Genomic DNA, 21,931 nt, shown 5'->3' with positions numbered 1-21,931 from the left:
GTGACGGGCCGAGCCTGACATACTCGGTACTCGGGGTCGGTCTCACGGGTCTAAAAAAGCATTTCCAGTAAGGGGGGATTTTTCAGTGATAACCGAACCCGCGAAGGCGTTTCCGCGTGTGTTCAGGGGCTACGATTCGGCGGCCGTCGACGCGTCCATCGAGGCGCTGACCGCCAAGCAGCAGCTGCTGCTCAACGACGTCAGGAGCCTGGAGGCGCGGCTGACGCAAGCCGGCGACGAAGCGGCCGCGCTGCGCAAGGAGGTCGCCGTCCTCACCGACACCTCGCCCTCGCCACACGCGGTGCAACTGCGGATGGCCAACATGCTGCGCCGCACGGTCGACGAGGTTTCCCAGCTGCAGGCCGAGGCGCGGGCCGAGGCGGACGCGCTGATCGCGTCGGCGGAGGCCGAGGCCGAGGCGTCCCGGCGGGAGCACGAGGAGCGGATGGCGCAGCTGACCGCGCGCCGGGAAGCCCTCGAGTCGGACTACGACGAAAAGAAGAAGAAGCTCGAGGCCGAACTGGCCGAGATGCGTGACGAAACCGAACGCGCGATCGAGGAGGCCTGGCGCGATGCCCGGCGGGAGGCCGATCACTATCGCGAGCAGGCCCGTCGGGCCGCGGACGAGGCCAGCCAGCAGCGAATCAAGATCCTCGAGCAACTGGAGCGGGTCTACCGCGACCTGGAGCCCGTCCCGGCCGCTCTGGCGGCGGCCTACCAAGAACAGAAGGATCTGCCGGAGGCGAGCGTCGCCGTGCCGCTGGGCGAGAAGGTCGGCGCGCGGTAAACCCCGCTAGGGGTCCCGCGAGGGGCGGTCAAAACGCGGTAATGTCGGCGCCGTGCCGATCGGGAAACGCACGCTGACCGCCGCCCAGGCGCGGCGCTTAGCCGTTGCGGCACAAGGGTTTAGCGAGCCGCGGCCCGGCGGCCCGATCACCCGCGCGCATCTGAAGAGCTTGATCTCGAGAATCCAAGTGCTGCAACTGGATTCGGTGTCGGTGGCGGTGCGTGCCCACTACGCGCCGGTGTTCAGCCGGCTCGGGCCCTACGACCGCGACGTGCTGGACCGCGCCGCCTGGTCGCATTCGGCACGCTCGCCGCGGCTGCTGGTCGAGTACTGGGCCCACGAGGCCGCGTTGATGGCCGTCGACGACTGGCCGCTGCTGCGCTGGCGCATGCGCCAATACACCCACGGCCGCTGGGGCACGCACATCGTCAAGGCCAATCCCCAACTCGCCGAGGACATCCTCGCCGCCGTCGCCGAGCTCGGGCCCAGCACCGCGGGGCAGATCGAGGCGCATCTCGCTGCCGAGCCCCGCCGGAAAAAGGGGACCTGGTGGACCCGCAGCGACACCAAGTGGGTCGCCGAGGCGCTGTTCGCCTCCGGCGCGCTCACCACCGCCACCCGGGTGGGCTTCGCCCGCCACTACGACCTGGTCGAGCGGGTGCTGCCGCCCCGCGTCCTGGCCCGCGAGGTCGACGACGACGAGGCCCTTCGCGAGCTGACGCTGCGGGCCGCCACCGCGCTGGGCGTGGGCACCGAGGCCGACATCCGCGACTACTTCCGGCTGTCGGCCCAGCAGGCCAAGCCCGCGATCACCGACCTGCTGGCCGCCGGTGAGATCGAGCGGGTCGACGTCGACGGCTGGTCAGCCCCGGCGTACCTGCGGGCGGGCCGGACGGTGCCGCGCACCGACCGCGGCACCGCGCTGTTGTGCCCGTTCGACCCGCTGATCTTCTTCCGGCCCCGCGTCGAGCGGCTGTTCAACTTCCACTACCGCATCGAGATCTACACGCCGGCCGCCAAACGCCGGTACGGCTACTACGTGTGGCCGCTGCTGATGGACGGCCGGTTGGTGGCGCGGGTCGACCTCAAGGCCGACCGGGCCACCGATTCCCTGCGTGTGGTGGGCGCTTTCGGGGAGCCCGACGCGCCGCGGGCCCCGGTCGCCGCGGCGCTGGCCGGCGAACTGGAGTCGATGGCGTCCTGGCTGGGGCTGGGCGGGTTCAGCGTTTCCGGGCGCGGCGACCTGGCGGGCCCGTTGCGCGCGGCGGCCAAGCGGGCCGGCTGATGAAGGCGCTCAAGGACACGCTCTGGAAGGCCGCCGAAAAACTGCGCGGATCGGTCTCGGCCGGCGAATACAAGGACGTGATCCTGGGCCTGGTATTCCTGCAGCACGTCGCCGGCGCGCGGTGGCGAGCCCTGGTGGATAGCGCGCAATCCCCGGACATCGGCCGGCTCGTCGACGACGCGATGGAGGCCGCGGGCCTGCCGCGGCGCTACGCAGACCTCGACCCGCGCCGGCTCGGTGAGCTGGTGGGCCTGCTCGACGGCGCGCGGGACGGCCCGCCCGCGCGCGACCTGCCGGGCGAGGTGTACGAGTACTTCCTGGGCAACTTCGCCCGCTCGGAGGGAAAGCGCGGCGGCGAATTCTTCACCCCGCCCAGCGTGGTGCGGCTGATCGTCGAGGTCCTCGAACCGACCGGCGGCCGGGTGTACGACCCGTGCTGCGGTTCGGGCGGAATGTTCGTGCGCACCGAGCAATTCGTCGCCGAGCACGACGGCGATCCGTCGAGAGTCACCGTCTACGGCCAGGAGAGCATCGAGCAGACCTGGCGGATGGCCAAGATGAACCTCGCCGTGCACGGCATCGACGACGCGGGCCTCGCCCGGGGCGACACGTTCGTCCGTGACCAGCACGCCGGCGTGCAGATGGACTACGTGATGGCCAATCCGCCGTTCAACATCAAGGATTGGGCCCGCGACGAACGCGACCCGCGCTGGCGCTTCGGCGTTCCGCCCGCCACCAACGCGAACTACGCCTGGATTCAGCACATCCTGTCCAAGCTGGCCCCCGGCGGCAAGGCCGGCGTGGTGATGGCCAACGGCTCGATGTCGTCGAACACGCTCGGGGAAGGCGACATTCGGGCCCGGATCGTCGACGCGGACCTGGTGTCGTGCATGGTGGCGCTGCCCGCGCAGCTGTTCCGCAGCACCGGAATCCCGGTGTGCCTGTGGTTCTTCGCGCTCGACAAGGCCGACCGCGCGGGCCAGGTGCTGTTCATCGACGCCCGTGGCCTCGGCCACCTGGTGGACCGCACCGAGCGCGTGCTGACCGACGAGGAGATCGTCCGCATCGGCGACACCTACCATGCGTGGAGGGGATCGGAGTCCGCCGCCGCCAAAGATCTTTCCTACCAAGATGTTCCGGGTTTCTGCCGGTCGGCGTCGCTCGACGACATCCGGGCCGCGGGCTACGCGCTGACGCCGGGACGCTACGTGGGCGCGCCCGCGGCCGACGACGACGCGGAGCCGCTCGACGCCAGGATCGCCCGGCTGACGGGCGAGCTGGTCGCGGCGCTCGACGAGTCCGCGCGGCTCGAGCAGGTCGTGCGCGAGCAGGTGGAGCGCCTGCGGTGATGGCCAGGCTGGGCGACCACCTCGACTTCAGCAACGGGGCCAGCGCGCCGGCCCGAACCCCGCACGGCCGCTTTCGCGTGTACGGCGCCAACGGGGCGATCGGCTATGCGGCGCAATGCAATGCGGCCGGCCCCTTGATCGTACTCGGGCGCGTCGGATCGTATTGCGGCAGCCTGCGGTACTGCGACTCCGACGTGTGGGTCACCGACAACGCGCTGGTGTGCCGGGCCAAGGACCCGGGGGAGACGCGGTATTGGTACTACGCGCTGCACACGTGCGGCCTCAACGGGCACCGCGCCGGATCGGGACAGCCGCTGCTCAACCAGACGATCCTGCGTGAGGTGCCCGTCTCGACCGTCGCGGCGCCGCAGCGCCGCCGGATCGCCAGGCTGCTCGGCGCCGTCGACGACAAGATCGCCGCCAACGAACGCGTGATCTCCGCCGCCGAGGGCCTGATGCTCGCCACCACCGAGTCGGTCCGCGAACGCGTGCCGCTGTCCGACCTGGCGGGCCGGTCGACGGAGCTGCTCGGCCCGCCCGGGTTCGACGACGTGGTCGCCCACTTCAGCCTGCCGGCGTTCGACGACAGCGCGAAACCCCGGCTGGTCGCCGGGGAACGCGTCAAGAGCGCCAAGTTCGTCCTGTCGGAGCCGTGCGTATTGGTCGCCAAGCTGAACCCCCGGATCCCGCGCGTCTGGAACGTGCCGGGCCTGCCCCCGCAAATGGCTTTGGCCAGCACGGAGTTCGTCGTGTTGCGGCCCGTCGGCGTCGACACGTCGGCGTTGTGGGCGGCGCTGCGGCAACCCGACGTCGTCGCGGCGTTGCAGCTGATGGCCGCCGGGACGTCCGGCAGCCACCAGCGCGTCCAACCGAACGAGCTGCTCAACGTGCGGGTCCGCGACGTCCGGCGCCTGGCGCCCGCGGCGGCGGGGACAGTCACCGGCCTGGGCGCGCTGTGTCACGCGCGCCGCGCGGAATCCGTGCGGCTGGCCGCCTTCCGCGACGCCCTGCTCCCGCCGCTGATATCGGGTGAGCTCCAGGTGGGGCCACCACGTTAAGGTGGGCGCCGTGGCCGAGACCGCGCCGCTGCGCGTGCAACTGATCGCCAAGACGGAGTTCCTGGCGCCGCCGGACGTGCCCTGGACCACCGACGCGGACGGCGGCCCCGCGCTGGTCGAATTCGCCGGCCGGGCCTGCTATCAGAGCTGGTCGAAGCCGAACCCCAAGACGGCCACCAACGCCGGCTACATCGGGCACATCATCGACGTCGGGCACTTTTCGGTGCTCGAGCACGCCAGCGTGTCGTTCTACATCACCGGCATCTCGCGGTCGTGCACCCACGAGCTGATCCGCCACCGGCACTTTTCCTATTCGCAGCTGTCGCAACGCTATGTGCCGGAGGGGGACTCGCGCGTCGTCGTCCCGCCGGGCATGGACGACGACCCCGAACTGCTGCGCATCCTGACCGACGCCGCCGACGCCAGCCGCGCCACCTACGCCGAGCTGCTGGCCAAGCTGGAGGCCAAGTTCGCCGACCAGCCCAGCGCGATCCTGCTGCGCAAGCAGGCGCGCCAGGCCGCCCGGGCGGTACTGCCCAACGCCACCGAGACCCGCATCGTCGTGACCGGCAACTACCGCGCGTGGCGGCACTTCATCGCCATGCGCGCCAGCGAGCACGCCGACGTCGAAATCCGGCGCCTGGCCATCGAGTGCCTGCGCCAGCTCGTCGGGGTGGCGCCCGCGGTGTTCGCCGACTTCGAGGTCTCCACCCTGGCCGACGGCACCGAGGTCGCCACCAGCCCGCTCGCGACCGAGGCCTGAGCCGCGCGGCGGCTAATTGCGTTTGGTACCGCCAGGTAACCTGAAGACCGTGAGCACCGTCGGATTCGACGCCCCCGCCCGGTTGGGAACGCTGCTGACCGCGATGGTGACGCCGTTCGCCGCCGACGGCGCCTTGGACACCGCCGCCGCCGCGCAGCTGGCAAACCACCTGGTGGACGCGGGGTGCGACGGCCTGGTGGTCTCCGGGACCACCGGCGAGTCGCCGACCACCACCGACGACGAGAAACTCGAGCTGCTGCGCGTCGTGTTGGAGGCGGTGGGCGACCGGGCCCGCGTCATCGCCGGCGCCGGCACGTATGACACGGCTCACAGCGTCCGGCTGGCCAAGGCCTGCGCGGCCGAGGGCGCGCACGGGCTGCTGGTCGTCACGCCGTACTACTCGAAGCCGCCGCAGAGCGGGCTGATCGCGCACTTCACCGCCGTCGCCGACGCGACCGAGCTGCCGGTGCTGCTCTACGACATCCCGCCCCGCTCGGTGATCCCGATCCAGACCGAGACCATCCACGCGCTGGCCTCCCATCCGAACATCGTCGGGATCAAGGACGCCAAGGCCGACCTGCACAGCGGCGGCCAGATCATCGCCGAGACCGGGCTGGCCTACTACTCCGGCGACGACGCGCTGAACCTGCCGTGGCTGGCCATGGGCGCCACCGGCTTCATCAGTGTGATCTCGCACGTGGCGGCCGGACAGCTGCGGGAGTTGTTGTCCGCCTTCGGCTCCGGCGACATGGCGACCGCGCGCAAGATCAACGTCGCCGTCGCCCCGCTGTGCAACGCCATGGCCCGCCTCGGCGGGGTGACCATGTCCAAGGCGGGTCTGCGCCTGCAGGGCATCGACGCCGGTGATCCCCGGCTGCCGCAGATGCCGGCCACGGCGGAGCAGATCGAGGCGCTGGCCGCGGACATGCGCGCGGCCTCGGTGCTCAGGTGAAACGGACGTGAACGAGGAACTCGCCCCACCGGGACCCCTGGCTCCGGGTGGGTTGCGGGTCACCGCACTGGGCGGCATCAGCGAAATCGGCCGCAACATGACGGTTTTCGAGCACCTGGGCCGGCTGCTGATCATCGACTGCGGGGTGATGTTTCCCACCCACGACGAGCCCGGCGTCGATCTGATCCTGCCCGACCTGCGCCACATCGAGGACCGGCTCGAGGACATCGAGGCGCTGGTGCTCACCCACGCGCACGAGGACCACATCGGGGCGATCCCGTTTTTGCTCAGGCTGCGCCCCGACATCCCGGTCGTCGGCTCGAAGTTCACCCTGGCGCTGGTCGCCGCCAAATGCCGCGAGCACCGCATCAAGCCGGTCTTCGTCGAGGTCACCGAGGGCCAGCGCAGCACGCACGGCGTCTTCCAGTGCCAGTACTTCGCCGTCAACCACTCCATCCCCGACGCGCTGGCAATCGCCGTGCACACCGGCGCCGGAACCGTGCTGCACACCGGCGACATCAAGCTCGACCAGCTGCCGCTCGACGGCCGGCCCACCGACCTGCCCGGCATGTCCCGGCTGGGCGACGCGGGCGTGGACCTGTTCCTGTGCGACTCGACGAACTCGGAGATCCCCGGCGTCGGCCCCTCGGAAAGCGAGGTGGGCCCGACGCTGCACCGGCTGATCCGGGGCGCCGACGGCCGCGTGATCGTGGCGTGCTTCGCCTCCAACGTGGACCGGGTGCAGCAGATCATCGACGCCGCAGTGGCTTTGGGCCGGCGGGTGTCGTTCGTCGGGCGCTCCATGGTGCGCAACATGGGCATCGCCCGGGAGCTGGGTTTCCTGCGCGTAGACGATTCCGACGTGATCGACATCTCCGCCGCCGAGATGATGGCCCCCGAGCGGGTGGTGCTGATCACCACCGGCACCCAGGGCGAACCGATGTCGGCGCTGTCGCGGATGTCGCGCGGCGAGCACCGCAGCATCACGCTGACGTCCGAGGACCTGGTGATCCTGTCGTCGTCGCTGATCCCCGGCAACGAGGAGGCGGTGTACGGCGTCATCGACGAGCTGGCCAAGATCGGCGCCCGCGTCGTCACCAACCAGCAAGTGCGCGTTCATGTTTCCGGTCACGCGTACGCGGGCGAGCTGCTCTTCCTCTACAACGGCGTGCGGCCGCGCAACGTGATGCCGGTGCACGGCACCTGGCGGATGCTGCGCGCCAACGCCAAGCTGGCGGCGCGCGCCGGGGTGGCCGAGGACTCGATCCTGTTGGCGGAGAACGGCGTCAGCGTCGACCTGATGGCCGGCAAGGCCACGATCTCCGGCGCGGTGCCGGTGGGCAAGATGTTCGTCGACGGGCTGATCACCGGCGACGTCGGCGACATCACCCTGGGTGAGCGGCTCATCCTGTCGTCGGGCTTCGTCGCGGTGATCGTCGTGGTGCAACGCGGCACCGGGCGTCTCGCCGCTGCGCCGCAACTGCTTTCGCGTGGCTTCTCCGAAGACCCCAAGGCGCTCGAGCCCGCGGTGCGCAAGGTCGAGGCGGAGCTGGAGGCGCTGGCCGCCGACAACGTGACCGACCCCGTGCGCATCGCCCAGGGCGTGCGCCGCACGGTCGGCAAGTGGGTCGGGGAGACCTACCGCCGCCAGCCGATGATCGTGCCGACGGTCATCGAGGTCTAGCTAGCGCTTTTCGGCGTAGGCCGACCATTCCAGCTGCGAGGCCCCGAGTTCGCGCCCGGCGGGCCGCACGTAGCGCGCCACCAGCTCGTCGGGGCCGGCCTGCTCCACCAGCCGCCAGCCGTATTCGCCGATGAACCCGGCGACCTCGTCGGGCTCCAGGCCGAAATGCCACAGCTGGTGGCGCTCGCGGACGTTGCGGTAAAGCGTGCGGGTGCCGTACCGGTTGCGGCCGTCGATGAAGTCCCGCCGGACATAGGTGAACACGAGCCGGCTGCCCGGCGCGGCGGCGCGCAGCCCGTCCAGGGTGCGCCGGACGCCGCCCTCGGTGAGGTACTGGGTGACGCCCTCCCAGACGAAGAAGGCCCGGTAATCGGTGCGGTAGCCGTGCTCGGCCAACGAGGTGAGCAGGTCGTCGCGCTCAAAGTCCAGCGCCACCAACCGAACCGACTTCGGCGGTTCGCCGAGCACCCGGCGCACCGTGTTGGCCTTGCGCGCGATGTTGACCGACTGGTCCACCTCGAAGACCGGGATGCGGGCCCGCCGGGTCAGCCGGTAGGCCAGCGTGTCCAGTCCCGCCCCGAGGATCACCACGGCGTCGATGTCGTCCAGCGCCGCCGAGATCTTGTCGTCGATGAAGCGCTTGCGGCAGGCCAGATTCGCCCACAGCCCGGGGCCGGTGAACTCCGACCCGCGGATCATCAGCCGGCGCGCCGGGCCCCACCGCGTCGCGCCGGCGAGCAGTCGCAACGGGCCCGGCAGGAACAGCTCCGCGAGGTCGTCGTCCACCAGGCGATGCCCGGGCGCCTCGTTGTGTTCGACGGCGGCCAACACCATCGGGCCGAACGCCGTCTGCGCCGCGGGATTTCGCGCCATGGGCTACTTGTTCAAGAAGCCCGCATCGACGGGCAGCGTGACGCCGGTGATGTAGCGGGCCTGGTCGGACACCAGCCAGGCCACCGCGTTGGCGATGTCCTCGGCCTGCAGCACCTCCACCGGCAGCGCGTTGCCCAGGCTGCGCGGCTGGTCGGTCTGGGCGGCCATCTTGGCGAGCCACTCCCGGGTGAACTCGTTGTTGATCATCGGGGTTTCGACGCCGGTCGGGTGGATCGAGTTCACCCGGATGTTCTGGCCCGCAAGCAGATTCGCGTACACGCGCATCAACCCGACCACGCCGTGCTTGGCGGCCGCGTAGCCGACGGAGCCGGCGTCGGGACTGCCCACCCCGGCCAGCCCGGCGGCCGAACTGATCAGCACGATCGACCCGCCGCCGCCCTGCTTGACCATGGTCGGTATCGCGACCTTGATCGTGTTGTAGACGCCGGTGAGGTTGACGTCGATGACGTCGCGCCAGCCGTCGTCGCCGGAGGCCATCGGGGCGATCCCGGCGTTGGCCACGACGATGTCCAGCCGGCCGAACTCGTCGATGCCCGCCCGCACCGCGGCCGAAAGCGATTCGCGGTCGCGGACATCGGCCTGCTTGGCCACGATGCGGGCGCCGGTGTCCTCGACGAGCTTGACGGTGGCCGCCAGGTCCTCGGAGGAGGCCAGGGGATAGGGCACGCTGGCGATCTGCTCGCACAGGTCGACGGCGATGATGTCCGCGCCCTCGGAGCCCAGCCGGACCGCGTGCGCGCGGCCCTGGCCGCGGGCGGCCCCGGTGATCAGCGCGACTTTTCCTTGCAGCGGGCCGGGACCACTCACGCGCGCAGCTGCCCCTTCTGCGGGTCGCCCGCGGGAACCGGCTGCAGCATCTTGATGTCCGGCGCCCCGGCGAGGTGCTCGCCGGCGGCCGTGAACAACTTGGTGATCGCCGGGGCGGTGCTGTGCGTCTTGAGCGCCTCGTCGTCGGCCCACTGCTCGACGAAGACGAAGGTCTCGCCGGCCTGGTGCAGCGAGTACAGCTGGCAGCCGGGCTCCTCGTGCACTTCGGCGACCGCGCTGGTCAGGATGTCGCGGACGGTGTCGACCGATTCGGGTTTGACGGTCAGGGTGGCGACGACGACGACGGGCATGCTAGGGCCTCCTGGGCACTTGAGGGGTGGGTGACGGCATGACGTACGTCACCGCCAGCCACCCTACCCACGACCGATTCCGCGCATCCCCGGCCGGGCGGCGGTTACCAGTGTGGCGGGTGGTGTAGATGAGGCATTTGCGACTACCCTGGGCCTCATGCCAAGTAAGACCGCCGCCCGCTCCGGAGCCCGAACGAGCAGGTCAAAGGCCACTTCGCGGGGGAGGTCACGAAGCGCGCGCCCGGCGGCGCCCCGCAAGAAGGCCGGCAGGCCCGCCAAACGCCGCAACTCCTCGCTGCTGGTCGCCACGGGGCTGACCTGCGGCCGCGCCATGCGCGCCACCTGGCTGATGGCGGCCCGGGGCACCGGCGGCGCGGCGCGCTCCATCGGGCGGGCCCGCGACATCGATCCCGGACACCGCCGCGACGGGATCGCGCTGGTGCTGCTCGGCGTCTCCGTCGTGGTCGCCGCGAGCTCCTGGTTCCACGCCGCCCGGCCCCTCGGCGCGTGGGTCGACACGCTGCTGCGGACCTTCATCGGCTCGGGCGTGCTGGCGCTGCCGGTGGTCGCGGCCGCGGTGGCGGTGACGCTGATGCGCACCCAGCCCAACCCCGACGCCCGGCCGCGGCTCATCCTGGGCGGCAGCCTGCTGGCCCTCTCGGCGCTTGGCCTGCGCCACCTGTGGTCCGGTTCGCCGGAAGACCCCGAATTGCGCCGCCGCGCGGCGGGTTTCATCGGTTTCGCGATCGGCGGGCCGCTTTCGGACGGGTTGACGCCCTTCATCGCGGCGCCGCTGCTGTTCATCGGCTTCATGTTCGGGCTGCTGTTGCTGACCGGCACCACGATCCGCGAGGTGCCCGACGTGGTGCGCGGCATGTTCGGCGGCCGGTTGCTCGGCGACGACGACGTCGCCTACGACTACGCGGACGAGTTCGACGACGAGCCCCGCGACGACTTCTCCGACGGCTACTACGACGAGTCCCCCGAACCGGAGCCGCAGGCGTGGCCGTCGGCCGCCGCCGCGCCGGCCCCCGACGAGCCGATCGCGGACGACACGCCCACCATCCCCGAACCCGGGCGGAGCCGTCGTCGCACCAAGAAGCCGGAACCGCTGGTCGTGGACCGGGTGGTCGAGGGGCCCTACACGCTGCCGGCGCTGAGCCTGCTGATCGCCGGTGACCCGCCCAAGAAGCGCAGCGCCGCCAACAACCTGATGGCCGACGCGATCAGCGAGGTGCTCAACCAGTTCAAGGTGGACGCCGCGGTCACCGGCTGCACCCGCGGACCCACCGTCACCCGCTACGAGGTCGAGCTGGGCCCCGGCGTGAAGGTGGAGAAGATCACCGCGCTGCAGAAGAACATCGCCTACGCGGTGGCCACCGAGAGCGTCCGGATGCTGGCCCCGATCCCCGGCAAGTCCGCCGTCGGGATCGAGGTGCCCAACACCGACCGGGAGATGGTGCGGCTGGCCGACGTGCTCACCGATCCGTCGACGCGCCGCGACCACCACCCGCTGGTGATCGGCCTCGGCAAGGACATCGAGGGCGAGATGATCTCGGCCAACCTGGCCAAGATGCCGCACCTGCTGGTCGCCGGCTCCACCGGATCCGGCAAGTCCAGCTTCGTGAACTCGATGCTGGTGTCGCTGCTGACCCGGGCCACCCCCGAGGAGGTCAGGATGATCCTGATCGACCCGAAGATGGTGGAACTCACGCCGTACGAAGGCATTCCGCACCTGATCACCCCGATCATCACCCAGCCGAAGAAGGCGGCGGCCGCGCTGGCGTGGCTGGTCGAGGAGATGGAGCAGCGCTACCAGGACATGCAGGCCTCGCGGGTGCGCCACATCGACGACTTCAACGCGAAGGTGCGCTCCGGCGCGATCACCGCCCCGCTGGGCAGCCAGCGCGAATACCGGCCCTACCCGTACGTCGTGGCGATCGTCGACGAGCTGGCCGACCTGATGATGACCGCGCCGCGCGACGTCGAGGACGCCATTGTGCGGATCACCCAGAAGGCCCGCGCCGCGGGCATCCACCTGGTGCTGGCCACCCAGCGCCCGTCCGTTGACGTCGTCACCGGCCTGATCAAGACCAACGTGCCGTCCCGGCTGGCGTTCGCGACGTCGTCGCTCACCGACAGCCGGGTGATCCTGGACCAGGCCGGCGCGGAGAAGCTGATCGGCATGGGTGACGCCCTGTTCCTGCCGATGGGAGCCAACAAGACGGTCCGGCTGCAGGGTGCCTTCATCACCGACGACGAGATCCATGCCGTCGTCAGCGCCTGCAAGGACCAGGCCGAACCCGAATACACCGAGGGCGTCACCACCGCCAAGACCACCAGCGAGCGCACCGACGTCGACCCCGACATCGGCGACGACATGGACCTGTTCCTGCAGGCCGTCGAGCTGGTGGTGTCCAGCCAGTTCGGCTCCACCTCGATGCTGCAGCGCAAGCTGCGCGTCGGCTTCGCCAAGGCCGGCCGGCTGATGGACCTGATGGAGACCCGCGGCATCGTCGGGCCGTCCGAGGGCTCCAAGGCGCGTGACGTGCTGATCAAGCCGGACGAGCTGGCGGGAACGCTGGCCCTGATTCGCGGCGGCGCCGACGCCGACGGCGGCGAACCCGAGTAGCGCGAGCAGACGCAGAATCGCACTGGGACGGCCCGTTTTGTGCGATTCTGCGTCTGCTCGCGGGGCTAAAGGACCAGTAGCATCCGGGAGTTGCCAAGGATGTTGGGTTTGACGTAGCTCAGGTCCAGGAACTCGGCGACACCGATGTCGTAGGAGCGGCACATCTCCTCGTACACCTCGGCGGTGACGGGCGTGCCCTCGATCTCGGTGAACCCGTGCCGGCCGAAGAACTCGGTCTCGAAGGTCAGCACGAACAGCCGCTCCAGCTGCAGCTCGCGGGCGACCTGCAGCAGTCGGTCGACGATCGCGTGGCCGATGCCCTGGCCGGTCACCGCCGGGTCCACGGCGACCGTGCGGATCTCGCCGAGGTCCGACCACAGCACGTGCAGCGCCCCGCAGCCGACCACCTTGCCCGCGGGGTCTTCGGCCACCCAGAACTCCTGGACCGCCTCGTACAGCGTCACCAGGTTCTTTTCCAGCAGGATGCGCCCGGCGTAGGTGTCGACGAGGTGTTTGATCGCGGGAACGTCCGACGTTCGCGCGCGCCGGACCACGGGCAGGCGGTCGCGTGAGCTTTCGGTCACGGGTAACAGTATCGGCGACGGCGAAGGGCGCGCTGGTCAACCGCTATTCTTATGCCGTGTCGGCACAGCCTGAAACGTCCGGAATGGCTGGCCGTGCCCGCATCGCCAACCTCGCCAACGTCCTGACCCTGCTGCGGCTGGTGCTGGTTCCCATTTTCCTGTTCGCGTTGTTCACCGGGGACGGCCACCAAATCGTCTGGCGCATAGTCGCTTTCGTGATTTTCGCCGTCGCCTGCCTGACCGACCGGTTCGACGGCCTGCTGGCCCGCAACTACGGGATGGCGACGGAGTTCGGCGCGTTCGTCGATCCGATCGCGGACAAGGCCCTGATCGGGTCGGCGCTGATCGCGCTGTCGATGCTGGGCGACCTGCCGTGGTGGGTGACGGTGGTGATCATGGCCCGCGAGGTGGCGGTCACGCTGCTGCGGCTGGCCGTGATCCGCCGCGGCGTCATCCCGGCGAGCTGGGGCGGCAAGCTCAAGACGGTGGTCCAGGCGCTGGCGATCGGCCTGTTCGTGCTCCCGCTGACGGGGCCGTTCCGGGTGGCGGCGGCCGTGGTGATGGGCATCGCGATCGTGCTCACGGTGATCACCGGCATCGACTACGTGGCCGGGACGATCAGGACGGTCAGGCGAGTTCGCCAGACGACCGGCTGAACGGGAACCAGGCCACCCCCGCCCGCGTTGACCCTTATGAGCGCCTGCCGAATGGGTCTTTTTGCGTGCCGGGCAGGGCTGACTGGACGAAGGAGGGCGGGATGCCGCCATTGATGCGCGAGGTCATCGGCGACGTGTTGCGCCGGGCCAGGACGTCGCAGGGCCGCACGCTGCGGGAGGTGTCTGATTCGGCGCGGGTGAGCCTCGGATACCTGTCGGAGGTGGAGCGCGGCCGCAAGGAGCCGTCCAGCGAGCTGCTCAACGCGATCTGCGACGCGCTTGAAGTCCCGCTGTCGGCGGTCCTGACCGGCGCGGGGGAGCGGATGGCGAGCGAGGAACGCGCGGCCCTCAGCGCGGCGACCGCCGCCGCGGGCGGCACCACCATCGACGCCAGCACCAAGGTCGTCATTCCGCCGGTGGCCTCGCTGGCCGTGGCCTAGCCCGGTGACGTCGAGCGCCGGAACGGCGCGAGTTAAGGAACCGGGCAATCGATCCTGAGCGCCCGGTTCGCCCGATCCCGCGTCAGGGGTGGGGCGAACGTCGCCGACCCACTAAATTGAGCGGCAGGGCGCTTGCCCGGCATACGAGAAGCGAAGGTGGAGCTGACTGATGGCCAATCCGTTCGTCAAGGCGTGGAAATACCTGATGGCGCTGTTCAACGCCAAGATTGACGAGCACGCCGACCCCAAAGTGCAGATCCAGCAGGCCATCGAGGAGGCGCAGCGCCAGCACCAGGCGCTGACCCAGCAGGCGGCCCAGGTGATCGGCAACCAGCGCCAGCTCGAGATGCGGCTCAACCGGCAGCTGGCGGACATCGAGAAGCTGCAGGTCAACGTGCGCCAGGCGCTGACGCTGGCCGACCAGGCCACCGCCGCGGGCGATGCCGCCAAGGCCACCGAGTACAACAACGCCGCCGAGGCGTTCGCGGCGCAGCTGGTGACCGCCGAGCAGAGCGTCGAAGACCTCAAGACGCTGCACGACCAGGCGCTGTCCGCCGCGGCCCAGGCCAAGAAGGCCGTCGAACAGAACTCGATGGTCCTGCAGCAGAAGATCGCCGAGCGCACCAAGCTGCTCAGCCAGCTCGAGCAGGCCAAGATGCAGGAGCAGGTCAGCGCGTCGCTGCGGTCGATGAGCGAGATCGCCGCACCCGGCACCACGCCGAACCTCGACGAGGTCCGCGAGAAGATCGAACGCCGCTACGCCAACGCGATCGGGTCGGCCGAACTCGCCCAGGGGTCGGTGCAGGGCCGCATGCTCGAGGTCGAGCAGGCCGGCGTCCAGATGGCCGGCCATTCCCGGCTCGAGCAGATCCGCGCGTCGATGCGCGGCGACGCCCTGCCGGCGGGTGGGACGCCGGCCGCTGGGGCCACCCCGGCGCCCGCCGAGACCGCCGGCGGCCAGGTCGCCGAGAAACCTTTTGGTCAGTAACGCCGCGGGGGGTTCGCGATGGCGGTGAAAGCGACTCAGCGCGCGCCATGGCGGGCGGTGGTGCAGCGCGGATTGGACACCGCCGCCGACCTTTCCGGCTTCGTGGCCCAAAAGATCAGCGCCGCAGCCGATCCGCGGGCCCGGCTGCTGCGTCGCCGCCGCCGGGCGCTGCGCTGGGGCGTGATCTTCGGCGTCGGCTGCCTGTTTTGGATCGTGGTGACCGGGGTGCTGGCGGCGTGGGGCTGGTTCGTGTTGCTGCTGCAGATCACCGGCGCCATCGCGGTGGTGCTGGCGATCCCGGCGACGCTGCTGTTGCTCCGCTACCGCTGGCTGCGCGCGGAGCCGCTGCCGGCGCAGCGGCCCGCCAACACCCGCCGGCTGCCGCCGCCCGGTTCCGCCGCCCGGCCCGCGATGTACGCGCTGGGCGCGTCCGAGCGGGGGTTCTTCTCGCTGCTGGGGGTGATCGAGCGCGGCGCCATGCTGCCGGCCGACGAGATCGGTGATCTGACCGCCGCGGCCCGCAAGACGTCGGCGGCGATGGCGGCCACCGCGGCCGAGGTGGTGTCGATGGAGCGGGCGGCGCAGTACGCCGAGTCGTCGCAGCCGTACCTGGCGCCCACCATCAACGCCTACACCGCGCAGCTGAGTGCCGGCGTGCGCCAGTACAACGAAATGGTCACCGCCGCTGCGCAATTGGTGTCATCCGCGAACGGCGACACGGGGGCCGCCCCGACGCGGCAGCGCTACCGCGACGAGCTGGTGGGCGCGACCGATCGCCTGCTCGGGTGGGCGCAGGCCTTCGACGAGCTGGGCGGTTTGCCCCGGCGCTAGTCGGGTCGCGGGCCGTAGCGGTCGATGTACGCCTGGTGGATGTGGGCGTCGCGCTTGCGGGCCAGCTCGTCGACGAGCTCGGGGTCCAGGCCGTGCACCGCCAGCATGTGACGGCGCCACACCTTGTTGAGCGCGTGCGAAAAGTACACGAACGGAATGAGAATCGGCAGCGTCATGCTCAGGTGGACGTCCAGCGTCGTCGGGATCAACCAGAACGGCGCCAGCACCAGGACGGCCGGAACCGCGACGCGGAGCATCATCCGGCGGGTTGCGCCCTTGCCGGCCAAGTCGTTTCGCACCCAGTCGCGCATCGAATCGGGCAGCCGCCCCCCGGCGCAATACCGAACCATTTGCCACGCGTTCGGCTTGGTGCGGGCCTTGTCGTCGCCCACCGTCAGAACGACGCCTTCAGCGAGGGCACGACCAGCCCCGCCACGCCACGCAGCGTCGCCTTGAACATGTCGAAGAAGTCGAAGTAGTCCCGCCACAGCGTGATTCGGCCGTCGTGCACCTCGAACACGCCGCAGACCCAGAACTGCAGCCGCAGCGGGCCGACGATCAGCGCGTCGGTGCGTTCGGTGAGCACCGCGGCGCCGTCGGCGGCGATGCGGTGGATCTTGACCTCGAACGCCCCGCGGCCCTCCATCGCGCGGAACAGCTTGATCGCCCGGGCGCGGCCGCGGATCGTCGGCAGGCCGACGTTCTCGTAGACGAGGTTGTCGTCCAGCGCGGCCTCGGCGGCCTGTAGGTCCGAATCTTGTAGCGCGTTCAGGAAACCCTCGACCGTGCGGGTGTTCGCGACGCCTGTGTCAGTCAGCTCGGTCATGGCCGCCAGCCTATTCGACCGCGGTTATGCGTGGCGGCCCGGCGCTGTGGCAGGGTGGGGTCGATGCGCATCGCCGTCGTTGCCGGGCCGGACCCCGGGCACTCGTTCCCCGCGATCGCGCTGTGCCAACGCTTCGCCGAGGCGGGCGACGAGCCCGTCCTGTTCACCGGCGCGGAATGGACCGGCGCCGCCCGCGCGGCCGGCGTCGACGCCGTCGAGTTGGACGGGCTGACCGCCACCGACGAGGACCTCGACGCCGGGGCCCGAATCCACCGGCGCGCGGCGCGCATGGCCGTGCTCAACGTCCCGGCGCTGCGCGACCTAGCGCCCGACCTGGTGGTGTCGGACGTCATCACCGCGGGCGGCGGGATGGCCGCCGAGCTGTTGGGGATCCGCTGGATCGAGCTCAACCCGCACCCGCTGTACCTGCCGTCGAAGGGGCTGCCGCCGATCGGCAGCGGGCTGGCGCCCGGCACCGGCTTCCGCGGCCGGTTGCGCGACGTCACCATGCGGGCGCTGACGGGGCGGTCGTGGCGCGCCGGCATCAAGCAGCGCGCCGCCGCCCGGCTCGAGATCGGGCTGCCCGCCGTCGACCCCGGCCCGCTGCGCCGCCTCATCGCCACGCTGCCCGCGCTGGAGGTACCGCGCCCGGACTGGCCGGACGAGGCCGTCGTCGTCGGGCCGTTGCACTTCGAGCCCACCGACCGGGTGCTCGAGATCCCGCCGGGCGCCGGGCCGGTGGTGGCCATCGCGCCGTCGACCGCCTCGACCGGCACGTCGGGCCTGGCCGAAACCGCGCTGGAGTGCCTGATACCCGGGGAGACGCTGCCGGCGGGATCGCGCCTGGTGGTCTCGCGGCTGGGCGGGGCGGAGCTGACGCTGCCGCCGTACGCGGTGGCCGGGCTGGGGCGCCAGTCGGACCTGTTGGCGCACGCCGACCTGATGATCTGCGGCGGCGGTCACGGGATCGTGGCCAAGACGCTGCTGGCCGGCGTGCCGCTGGTCGTCGTCCCCGGCGGCGGGGACCAGTGGGAGATGGCCAACCGGGTGGCGCGCCAGGGCAGCGGGCGGCTGATCCGGCCGCTGACCGCCGACGCGCTGGTCGCCGCGGTCGGCGAGGTGCTCTCGTCGCCCGGCTACCGCGAGGCCGCGGGGCAGGCCGCCGCCGGTGCCGCCGACGTTGCCGACCCGGTGCGGGTGTGCCACCAGGCGCTGGCGCTTGCCCGGTAGCGGCCCTGGGTATGTTGGCGGGCGTGCGGCTGACGGAGTTCAACGAGCGGGTTGTGTTGCGGTTCGGGTCCACCTACGGCGCGTCGGTGCTGGTGGACCACGTGCTGACCGGGTTCGGCGGCCGCACCGCCGCCCAGGCGATCGAGGACGGGGTCGACCCGCGCGACGTCTGGCGCGCCCTGTGCGTCGACTTCGACGTGCCGCGCGATCAGTGGTGAGTGTGCTTTCGTGCGTCACGGCGAAACACGCAGTCGCCGCAGACCGATCTCCCGGGAACGCGATAGAACAGGCAACAGCTGCGACGCCGGAAGCCCAGATGCGAGCCGGTGATCACGCCGGAACCGGCCAGCATGCCGGTGTCCAGTAGGGATTCGGTCATCGCGACGATCGCGGGCCGCAGGTCCGGGCGCGCGACGAGCAGCGCCCGGGACGCCCCGACCAGCGCCGACGCGATGTTGCCGGCCAGCAGGGCAGGAGCCAGCTTGACGCGCAGTCCCGCGGCGAACGGGTTCATGTGCCCTTTGACCACCACGCGGTACAGCGACTTCGCCGACGGGCGGTCCACCGCCCGGCCAACGGGTTCCGGGATGCGCAGTTGCGCCCCGTCGTCGGCGCGCTGCAGGTGCTTGAGGTCCGGGACGACGCCGTGGCCCAGTGCGCACGCCAGCACCGGCGACCACAACCGGGTGGCGTGGCCGAGGTGCACCAGCGAGGCGGCGATCCGCAGGTCCGACGTGTGGTAACGCCGGGCGGTGGCGTCGATCAGATCGGCGAAACCGTCGGCGTAGGACTGCCGGACCGGATGCCACCCGGCCGCGTCGCCACCGACCGTGAACGTGAAAAACCTTTTGTACGAAGATATTTCGGCCAGCTCGGCAGAAATGTCCATGCGCAACCAACCCTCTCTGGGGAAATCCGCCCCAGTGTCGTGAGGAAGCGCTGACGGTGAGTGTCTGGCTCTCGGGTTAGGACGTGTCCGTCCCCGATCACAGTGGCGGGACCGCACCGGATTCACACCGGTTTCCTCTGGTTGAGGCCCCGTCAGCGCCTGTCGGTAGCAAATGTTGCCACACGCCGTTCGCCGTGCCCGGCGTGTCTCCTTGAATCGAACACGTGTTCGGCTACTGTGGTGAGCGTTCGGAGACTTGTCGGACCCCGCGCCTAGGGTCACGGCCAACCGACCGATACCGGTCACCGACACACCGACGATAGGAAGAGGCATCATGGCGCAAGCCCCCGACCGTGAGAAGGCCCTCGAGCTGGCGATGGCCCAGATCGAGAAGAGCTACGGCAAAGGTTCGGTGATGCGTCTCGGCGACGAGACGCGTCAACCGATCTCGATCATCCCGACCGGATCCATCGCACTGGACGTGGCCCTGGGCATCGGCGGCCTGCCCCGGGGCCGGGTGGTGGAGATCTACGGCCCGGAATCCTCGGGTAAGACCACCGTCGCGCTGCACGCCGTGGCAAACGCCCAGGCCGCCGGCGGCGTCGCGGCGTTCATCGACGCCGAGCACGCGCTGGACCCGGATTACGCCAAGAAGCTCGGCGTCGACACCGATTCGCTGCTGGTCAGCCAGCCCGACACCGGGGAGCAGGCCCTGGAGATCGCCGACATGCTGATCCGCTCCGGCGCGCTGGACATCCTGGTCATCGACTCGGTGGCCGCGCTGGTGCCGCGCGCGGAGCTCGAAGGCGAGATGGGCGACAGCCATGTCGGCCTGCAGGCCCGGCTGATGAGCCAGGCGCTGCGGAAAATGACCGGCGCGCTCAACAACTCGGGAACCACCGCAATCTTCATCAACCAGCTCCGCGAGAAGATCGGCGTGATGTTTGGGTGCATGAACTATTCGACCCGTGTGACTCTTGCAGATGGCACCACCGAAAAGATCGGCAAGATAGTCAACAACAAGATGGACGTCGAGGTGCTGTCCTACGACCCGGAGACGGACCAGGTTGTGCCTCGCAAGGTTGTGAGCTGGTTCAACAATGGGCCAGCGGAACAGTTCCTCCAGTTCACAGTCGAGAAGTCCAGTGGTAACGGCAAGTCGCAATTCGCTGCGACGCCCAACCACCTCATTCGCACACCGGGCGGCTGGACAGAAGCCGGTGATCTCATTGCAGGCGACCGAGTGCTGGCCACCGAACCCCATCTGCTCAGCGATCAGCAGTTCCAGGTGGTATTGGGATCGCTGATGGGTGACGGGAACCTCTCATCCAACCGACGCGATCGCAATGGGGTCCGTTTCCGTCTGGGACACGGCGCCAAGCAGTCGGAGTACCTGCAGTGGAAGACCGCATTAATGGGCAACATTCGGCATTCGGTGCGAGAGAACGCAAAGGGCGCGAGCTTTGTCGACTTCACCCCACTGCCGGAGCTCGCTGAATTACAGCGCGCGGTCTATCTCGGGGACGGCAAGAAGTTCTTGTCCGAGGAGTATCTCAAGGCGCTAACACCACTTGCACTGGCTATTTGGTACATGGATGACGGCTCATTCGCATTGCGTTCCAAGGGATTGCAGGAGCGTACGGCAGGTGGCAGCGGGCGCATCGAGATTTGCGTCGAAGCCATGAGCGAAGGCACACGGGCACGATTGCGTGACTACCTTTGTGATACGTACGGCTTGGACGTGCGTCTGCGGCACGCTGGCTCAGCTGGTAAGGCGGTGCTGGTGTTCTCCACTGCTGCCACAGCAAAGTTTCAGGAGATGGTCGCGCCATGCATGGCACCGTCCATGGAGTACAAGCTGTTGCCGCGTTTCCGCAGTCAGGGGATAGTAACGCCACAGTTCATCGAACCCACGCAGCAGTTGGTACCAGCCCGAATTCTCGATGTGCATGTCAAACCGCACACTCGGTCAATGAATCGGTTCGATATCGAGGTCGAGGGCAACCACAATTATTTCGTTGATGGGGTGATGGTGCATAACTCACCCGAAACCACCACGGGTGGGAAGGCTTTGAAGTTCTACGCGTCCGTGCGCATGGACGTGCGCCGCATCGAGACGCTCAAGGACGGCACCGACGCGGTCGGTAACCGCACCCGCGTCAAGGTTGTCAAGAACAAGGTGGCGCCGCCGTTCAAGCAGGCCGAGTTCGACATCCTCTACGGCAGGGGCATCAGCCGGGAAGGCTCGCTGATCGACATGGGCGTGGACCAGGGCTTCATCCGCAAGTCCGGTTCCTGGTTCACCTACGAGGGCGAACAGCTCGGCCAGGGCAAGGAGAACGTCCGAAACTTCTTGGTGGAGAACGCCGACATCGCCAACGAGATCGAGAAGAAGATCAAGGAAAAGCTCGGCATCGGTGCGGTGGTCACCGATGACGCCTCTGGCGATGTCCTCCCCGCTCCCGTCGACTTCTGAGCCCTCCCGCGAGGAGCAGGCGCGGGCGCTGTGCCTGCGCCTGCTCACCGCGAGATCGCGCACCCGCGCCGAGCTGTCCGGTCAGTTGGCCAAGCGCGGATACCCCGACGACGTGCGGGAGCGGGTCCTCGACCGGCTGGCCGCAGTGGGGTTGGTCGACGACGCCGACTTCGCTGCGCAGTGGGTGCAGTCCCGGCACGTGCGGGCGGGAAAGAGCAGGCGCGCGTTGGCCGCCGAGCTGCGCACCAAGGGCGTCGACAACGAGGTGATCACCACCGCGCTGGGCGGGATCGACGCCGGCGCCGAACGGGACCGCGCCGAGCAGCTGGTGCGGGCCAAGCTGCGACGCGAGACGCTGCGCGACGACGACGAGCGGGTGAGCCGCCGACTGGTCGGGATGCTGGCGCGCCGCGGCTACGGCCAGAACCTGGCATGCGAGGTGGTGCTCGCCGAGCTGGCCGCCGAGCGCGAGCGCCGCCGGGTCTAGGC

Annotated in this window: 23 protein-coding genes and 1 riboswitch; of the genes, 16 read left to right on the top strand and 7 right to left on the bottom strand. The window is 69.8% G+C overall.

Annotated features, from left to right (window positions below; all coding sequences use genetic code 11):
• The first annotated feature begins 85 nt into the window (after positions 1-85).
• From AC5Y7V_RS09385 to AC5Y7V_RS09355, 7 genes are read left to right on the top strand one after another with little or no spacing between them, the layout of a single operon-like run.
• Complete coding sequence (locus AC5Y7V_RS09385) at positions 86-787, top strand: cell division protein DivIVA (protein ID WP_499879772.1); 702 nt, start codon at positions 86-88, stop codon at positions 785-787.
• Between the two features lie 58 nt (positions 788-845).
• Positions 846-2,072 carry a winged helix-turn-helix domain-containing protein gene (locus AC5Y7V_RS09380; RefSeq protein WP_499880161.1) on the top strand — a complete coding sequence of 409 codons (1,227 nt, stop codon included), beginning with the start codon at positions 846-848 and terminating at the stop codon, positions 2,070-2,072.
• Entirely contained in the window at positions 2,072-3,421 is a 1,350-nt protein-coding gene (locus AC5Y7V_RS09375) for a type I restriction-modification system subunit M (RefSeq protein ID WP_499879771.1), read from the top strand. Before AC5Y7V_RS09380 ends, AC5Y7V_RS09375 begins: the two co-directional genes overlap by 1 nt.
• Positions 3,421-4,479, top strand: coding sequence for a restriction endonuclease subunit S (locus AC5Y7V_RS09370; protein WP_499879770.1), 1,059 nt, complete (start codon positions 3,421-3,423; stop codon positions 4,477-4,479). Before AC5Y7V_RS09375 ends, AC5Y7V_RS09370 begins: the two co-directional genes overlap by 1 nt.
• 10 nt (positions 4,480-4,489) lie before the next feature.
• On the top strand, positions 4,490-5,242 hold the full coding sequence (gene thyX, locus AC5Y7V_RS09365) for an FAD-dependent thymidylate synthase (RefSeq protein ID WP_499879769.1): 753 nt from the start codon (positions 4,490-4,492) through the stop codon (positions 5,240-5,242).
• Between the two features lie 49 nt (positions 5,243-5,291).
• Positions 5,292-6,194 (top strand): 4-hydroxy-tetrahydrodipicolinate synthase, encoded by a 903-nt coding sequence (dapA, locus tag AC5Y7V_RS09360; protein WP_499879768.1) that lies wholly within the window; start codon positions 5,292-5,294, stop codon positions 6,192-6,194.
• 7 nt (positions 6,195-6,201) lie between these two features.
• A complete protein-coding gene (locus AC5Y7V_RS09355) occupies positions 6,202-7,878 on the top strand; it encodes a ribonuclease J (RefSeq protein WP_499879767.1) in 1,677 nt (558 codons plus the stop codon).
• Here the strand turns inward: AC5Y7V_RS09355 and AC5Y7V_RS09350 are convergent, their stop codons facing one another.
• Genes AC5Y7V_RS09350 through AC5Y7V_RS09340 form a run of 3 tightly spaced genes read right to left on the bottom strand, consistent with a single transcriptional unit; the run spans position 7,879 to position 9,890 of the window.
• Positions 7,879-8,751: an SAM-dependent methyltransferase gene (locus AC5Y7V_RS09350; RefSeq protein WP_499879766.1), complete on the bottom strand. Its 873-nt coding sequence runs from the start codon at positions 8,749-8,751 to the stop codon at positions 7,879-7,881.
• A gap of 3 nt (positions 8,752-8,754) precedes the next feature.
• On the bottom strand, positions 8,755-9,579 hold the full coding sequence (locus AC5Y7V_RS09345) for a mycofactocin-coupled SDR family oxidoreductase (RefSeq protein WP_499879765.1): 825 nt from the start codon (positions 9,577-9,579) through the stop codon (positions 8,755-8,757).
• On the bottom strand, positions 9,576-9,890 hold the full coding sequence (locus AC5Y7V_RS09340) for a putative quinol monooxygenase (protein WP_499879764.1): 315 nt from the start codon (positions 9,888-9,890) through the stop codon (positions 9,576-9,578). Before AC5Y7V_RS09340 ends, AC5Y7V_RS09345 begins: the two co-directional genes overlap by 4 nt.
• A gap of 157 nt (positions 9,891-10,047) precedes the next feature.
• Here AC5Y7V_RS09340 and AC5Y7V_RS09335 point away from each other — a divergent pair, with 157 nt between their 5' ends.
• Positions 10,048-12,522 (top strand): DNA translocase FtsK, encoded by a 2,475-nt coding sequence (locus AC5Y7V_RS09335; RefSeq protein ID WP_499879763.1) that lies wholly within the window; start codon positions 10,048-10,050, stop codon positions 12,520-12,522.
• Between the two features lie 65 nt (positions 12,523-12,587).
• On the opposite strand, the gene AC5Y7V_RS09330 is transcribed toward AC5Y7V_RS09335, so the two are convergent.
• On the bottom strand, positions 12,588-13,106 hold the full coding sequence (locus AC5Y7V_RS09330; RefSeq protein ID WP_499879762.1) for an amino-acid N-acetyltransferase: 519 nt from the start codon (positions 13,104-13,106) through the stop codon (positions 12,588-12,590).
• A gap of 83 nt (positions 13,107-13,189) precedes the next feature.
• On the opposite strand from AC5Y7V_RS09330, the gene pgsA reads away from it, so the two are divergent.
• The 4 genes from pgsA (at position 13,190) to pspM (ending at position 16,021) form a co-directional block, all read left to right on the top strand.
• Positions 13,190-13,762 (top strand): CDP-diacylglycerol--glycerol-3-phosphate 3-phosphatidyltransferase, encoded by a 573-nt coding sequence (gene pgsA, locus AC5Y7V_RS09325; RefSeq protein WP_499880160.1) that lies wholly within the window; start codon positions 13,190-13,192, stop codon positions 13,760-13,762.
• 101 nt (positions 13,763-13,863) lie between these two features.
• Positions 13,864-14,202, top strand: coding sequence for a transcriptional regulator ClgR (gene clgR, locus AC5Y7V_RS09320; RefSeq protein WP_499879761.1), 339 nt, complete (start codon positions 13,864-13,866; stop codon positions 14,200-14,202).
• Positions 14,203-14,371: 169 nt separating this feature from the next.
• A complete protein-coding gene (gene pspA / locus AC5Y7V_RS09315) occupies positions 14,372-15,190 on the top strand; it encodes a phage shock protein PspA (protein ID WP_499879760.1) in 819 nt (272 codons plus the stop codon).
• An 18-nt stretch (positions 15,191-15,208) separates the two neighbouring features.
• Positions 15,209-16,021 (top strand): phage shock envelope stress response protein PspM, encoded by an 813-nt coding sequence (pspM, locus tag AC5Y7V_RS09310; RefSeq protein ID WP_499879759.1) that lies wholly within the window; start codon positions 15,209-15,211, stop codon positions 16,019-16,021.
• On the opposite strand, the gene AC5Y7V_RS09305 is transcribed toward pspM, so the two are convergent.
• Both AC5Y7V_RS09305 and AC5Y7V_RS09300 read right to left on the bottom strand, forming a co-directional pair.
• Entirely contained in the window at positions 16,018-16,413 is a 396-nt protein-coding gene (locus AC5Y7V_RS09305; protein ID WP_499879758.1) for a DUF5313 domain-containing protein, read from the bottom strand. The two genes, pspM and AC5Y7V_RS09305, sit on opposite strands and share 4 nt — an antisense overlap.
• Positions 16,414-16,415: 2 nt before the next feature.
• Entirely contained in the window at positions 16,416-16,847 is a 432-nt protein-coding gene (locus AC5Y7V_RS09300) for a limonene-1,2-epoxide hydrolase (protein ID WP_499879757.1), read from the bottom strand.
• Between the two features lie 63 nt (positions 16,848-16,910).
• Here AC5Y7V_RS09300 and AC5Y7V_RS09295 point away from each other — a divergent pair, with 63 nt between their 5' ends.
• Together AC5Y7V_RS09295 and AC5Y7V_RS09290 are read left to right on the top strand one after the other, a co-directional pair.
• Entirely contained in the window at positions 16,911-18,077 is a 1,167-nt protein-coding gene (locus AC5Y7V_RS09295; protein WP_499879756.1) for a glycosyltransferase, read from the top strand.
• 23 nt (positions 18,078-18,100) lie between these two features.
• Entirely contained in the window at positions 18,101-18,295 is a 195-nt protein-coding gene (locus tag AC5Y7V_RS09290) for a DUF3046 domain-containing protein (RefSeq protein WP_499879755.1), read from the top strand.
• Here AC5Y7V_RS09290 and AC5Y7V_RS09285 read toward each other — a convergent pair.
• Positions 18,286-18,966 carry a (2Fe-2S)-binding protein gene (locus AC5Y7V_RS09285; protein WP_499879754.1) on the bottom strand — a complete coding sequence of 227 codons (681 nt, stop codon included), beginning with the start codon at positions 18,964-18,966 and terminating at the stop codon, positions 18,286-18,288. The two genes, AC5Y7V_RS09290 and AC5Y7V_RS09285, sit on opposite strands and share 10 nt — an antisense overlap.
• Before the next feature lie 38 nt (positions 18,967-19,004).
• Positions 19,005-19,135, bottom strand: a riboswitch (cobalamin riboswitch).
• 165 nt (positions 19,136-19,300) lie between these two features.
• On the opposite strand from AC5Y7V_RS09285, the gene recA reads away from it, so the two are divergent.
• Positions 19,301-21,442, top strand: a complete 2,142-nt coding sequence (gene recA, locus AC5Y7V_RS09280; RefSeq protein WP_499879753.1) for an intein-containing recombinase RecA — start codon at positions 19,301-19,303, stop codon at positions 21,440-21,442.
• Positions 21,414-21,929, top strand: coding sequence for a recombination regulator RecX (gene recX / locus AC5Y7V_RS09275; protein ID WP_499880159.1), 516 nt, complete (start codon positions 21,414-21,416; stop codon positions 21,927-21,929). The genes recA and recX overlap by 29 nt, the downstream gene beginning before the upstream one ends.
• Positions 21,930-21,931 lie beyond the last annotated feature (2 nt).

It is taken from the genome of Mycobacterium sp. NGS34 (assembly GCF_059812845.1).
Note: the sequence above shows the minus strand (reverse complement) of the source record. Positions and strands in the feature narration are given on the sequence as shown.

What these genes read in the sequence shown, in the direction of transcription:
- AC5Y7V_RS09375 (WP_499879771.1), top strand. Translation starts at nt 2,072, where the DNA reads ATGAAGGCGCTCAAGGACACGCTCTGGAAGGCCGCCGAAAAACTGCGC.
- AC5Y7V_RS09370 (WP_499879770.1), top strand. Translation starts at nt 3,421, where the DNA reads ATGGCCAGGCTGGGCGACCACCTCGACTTCAGCAACGGGGCCAGCGCG.
- AC5Y7V_RS09350 (WP_499879766.1), bottom strand. Translation starts at nt 8,751, where the DNA reads ATGGCGCGAAATCCCGCGGCGCAGACGGCGTTCGGCCCGATGGTGTTG.
- AC5Y7V_RS09340 (WP_499879764.1), bottom strand. Translation starts at nt 9,890, where the DNA reads ATGCCCGTCGTCGTCGTCGCCACCCTGACCGTCAAACCCGAATCGGTC.
- AC5Y7V_RS09335 (WP_499879763.1), top strand. Translation starts at nt 10,048, where the DNA reads ATGCCAAGTAAGACCGCCGCCCGCTCCGGAGCCCGAACGAGCAGGTCA.
- pgsA (WP_499880160.1), top strand. Translation starts at nt 13,190, where the DNA reads ATGGCTGGCCGTGCCCGCATCGCCAACCTCGCCAACGTCCTGACCCTG.
- clgR (WP_499879761.1), top strand. Translation starts at nt 13,864, where the DNA reads ATGCCGCCATTGATGCGCGAGGTCATCGGCGACGTGTTGCGCCGGGCC.
- pspA (WP_499879760.1), top strand. Translation starts at nt 14,372, where the DNA reads ATGGCCAATCCGTTCGTCAAGGCGTGGAAATACCTGATGGCGCTGTTC.
- pspM (WP_499879759.1), top strand. Translation starts at nt 15,209, where the DNA reads ATGGCGGTGAAAGCGACTCAGCGCGCGCCATGGCGGGCGGTGGTGCAG.
- AC5Y7V_RS09300 (WP_499879757.1), bottom strand. Translation starts at nt 16,847, where the DNA reads ATGACCGAGCTGACTGACACAGGCGTCGCGAACACCCGCACGGTCGAG.
- AC5Y7V_RS09295 (WP_499879756.1), top strand. Translation starts at nt 16,911, where the DNA reads ATGCGCATCGCCGTCGTTGCCGGGCCGGACCCCGGGCACTCGTTCCCC.
- AC5Y7V_RS09285 (WP_499879754.1), bottom strand. Translation starts at nt 18,966, where the DNA reads ATGGACATTTCTGCCGAGCTGGCCGAAATATCTTCGTACAAAAGGTTT.
- recA (WP_499879753.1), top strand. Translation starts at nt 19,301, where the DNA reads ATGGCGCAAGCCCCCGACCGTGAGAAGGCCCTCGAGCTGGCGATGGCC.
- recX (WP_499880159.1), top strand. Translation starts at nt 21,414, where the DNA reads ATGTCCTCCCCGCTCCCGTCGACTTCTGAGCCCTCCCGCGAGGAGCAG.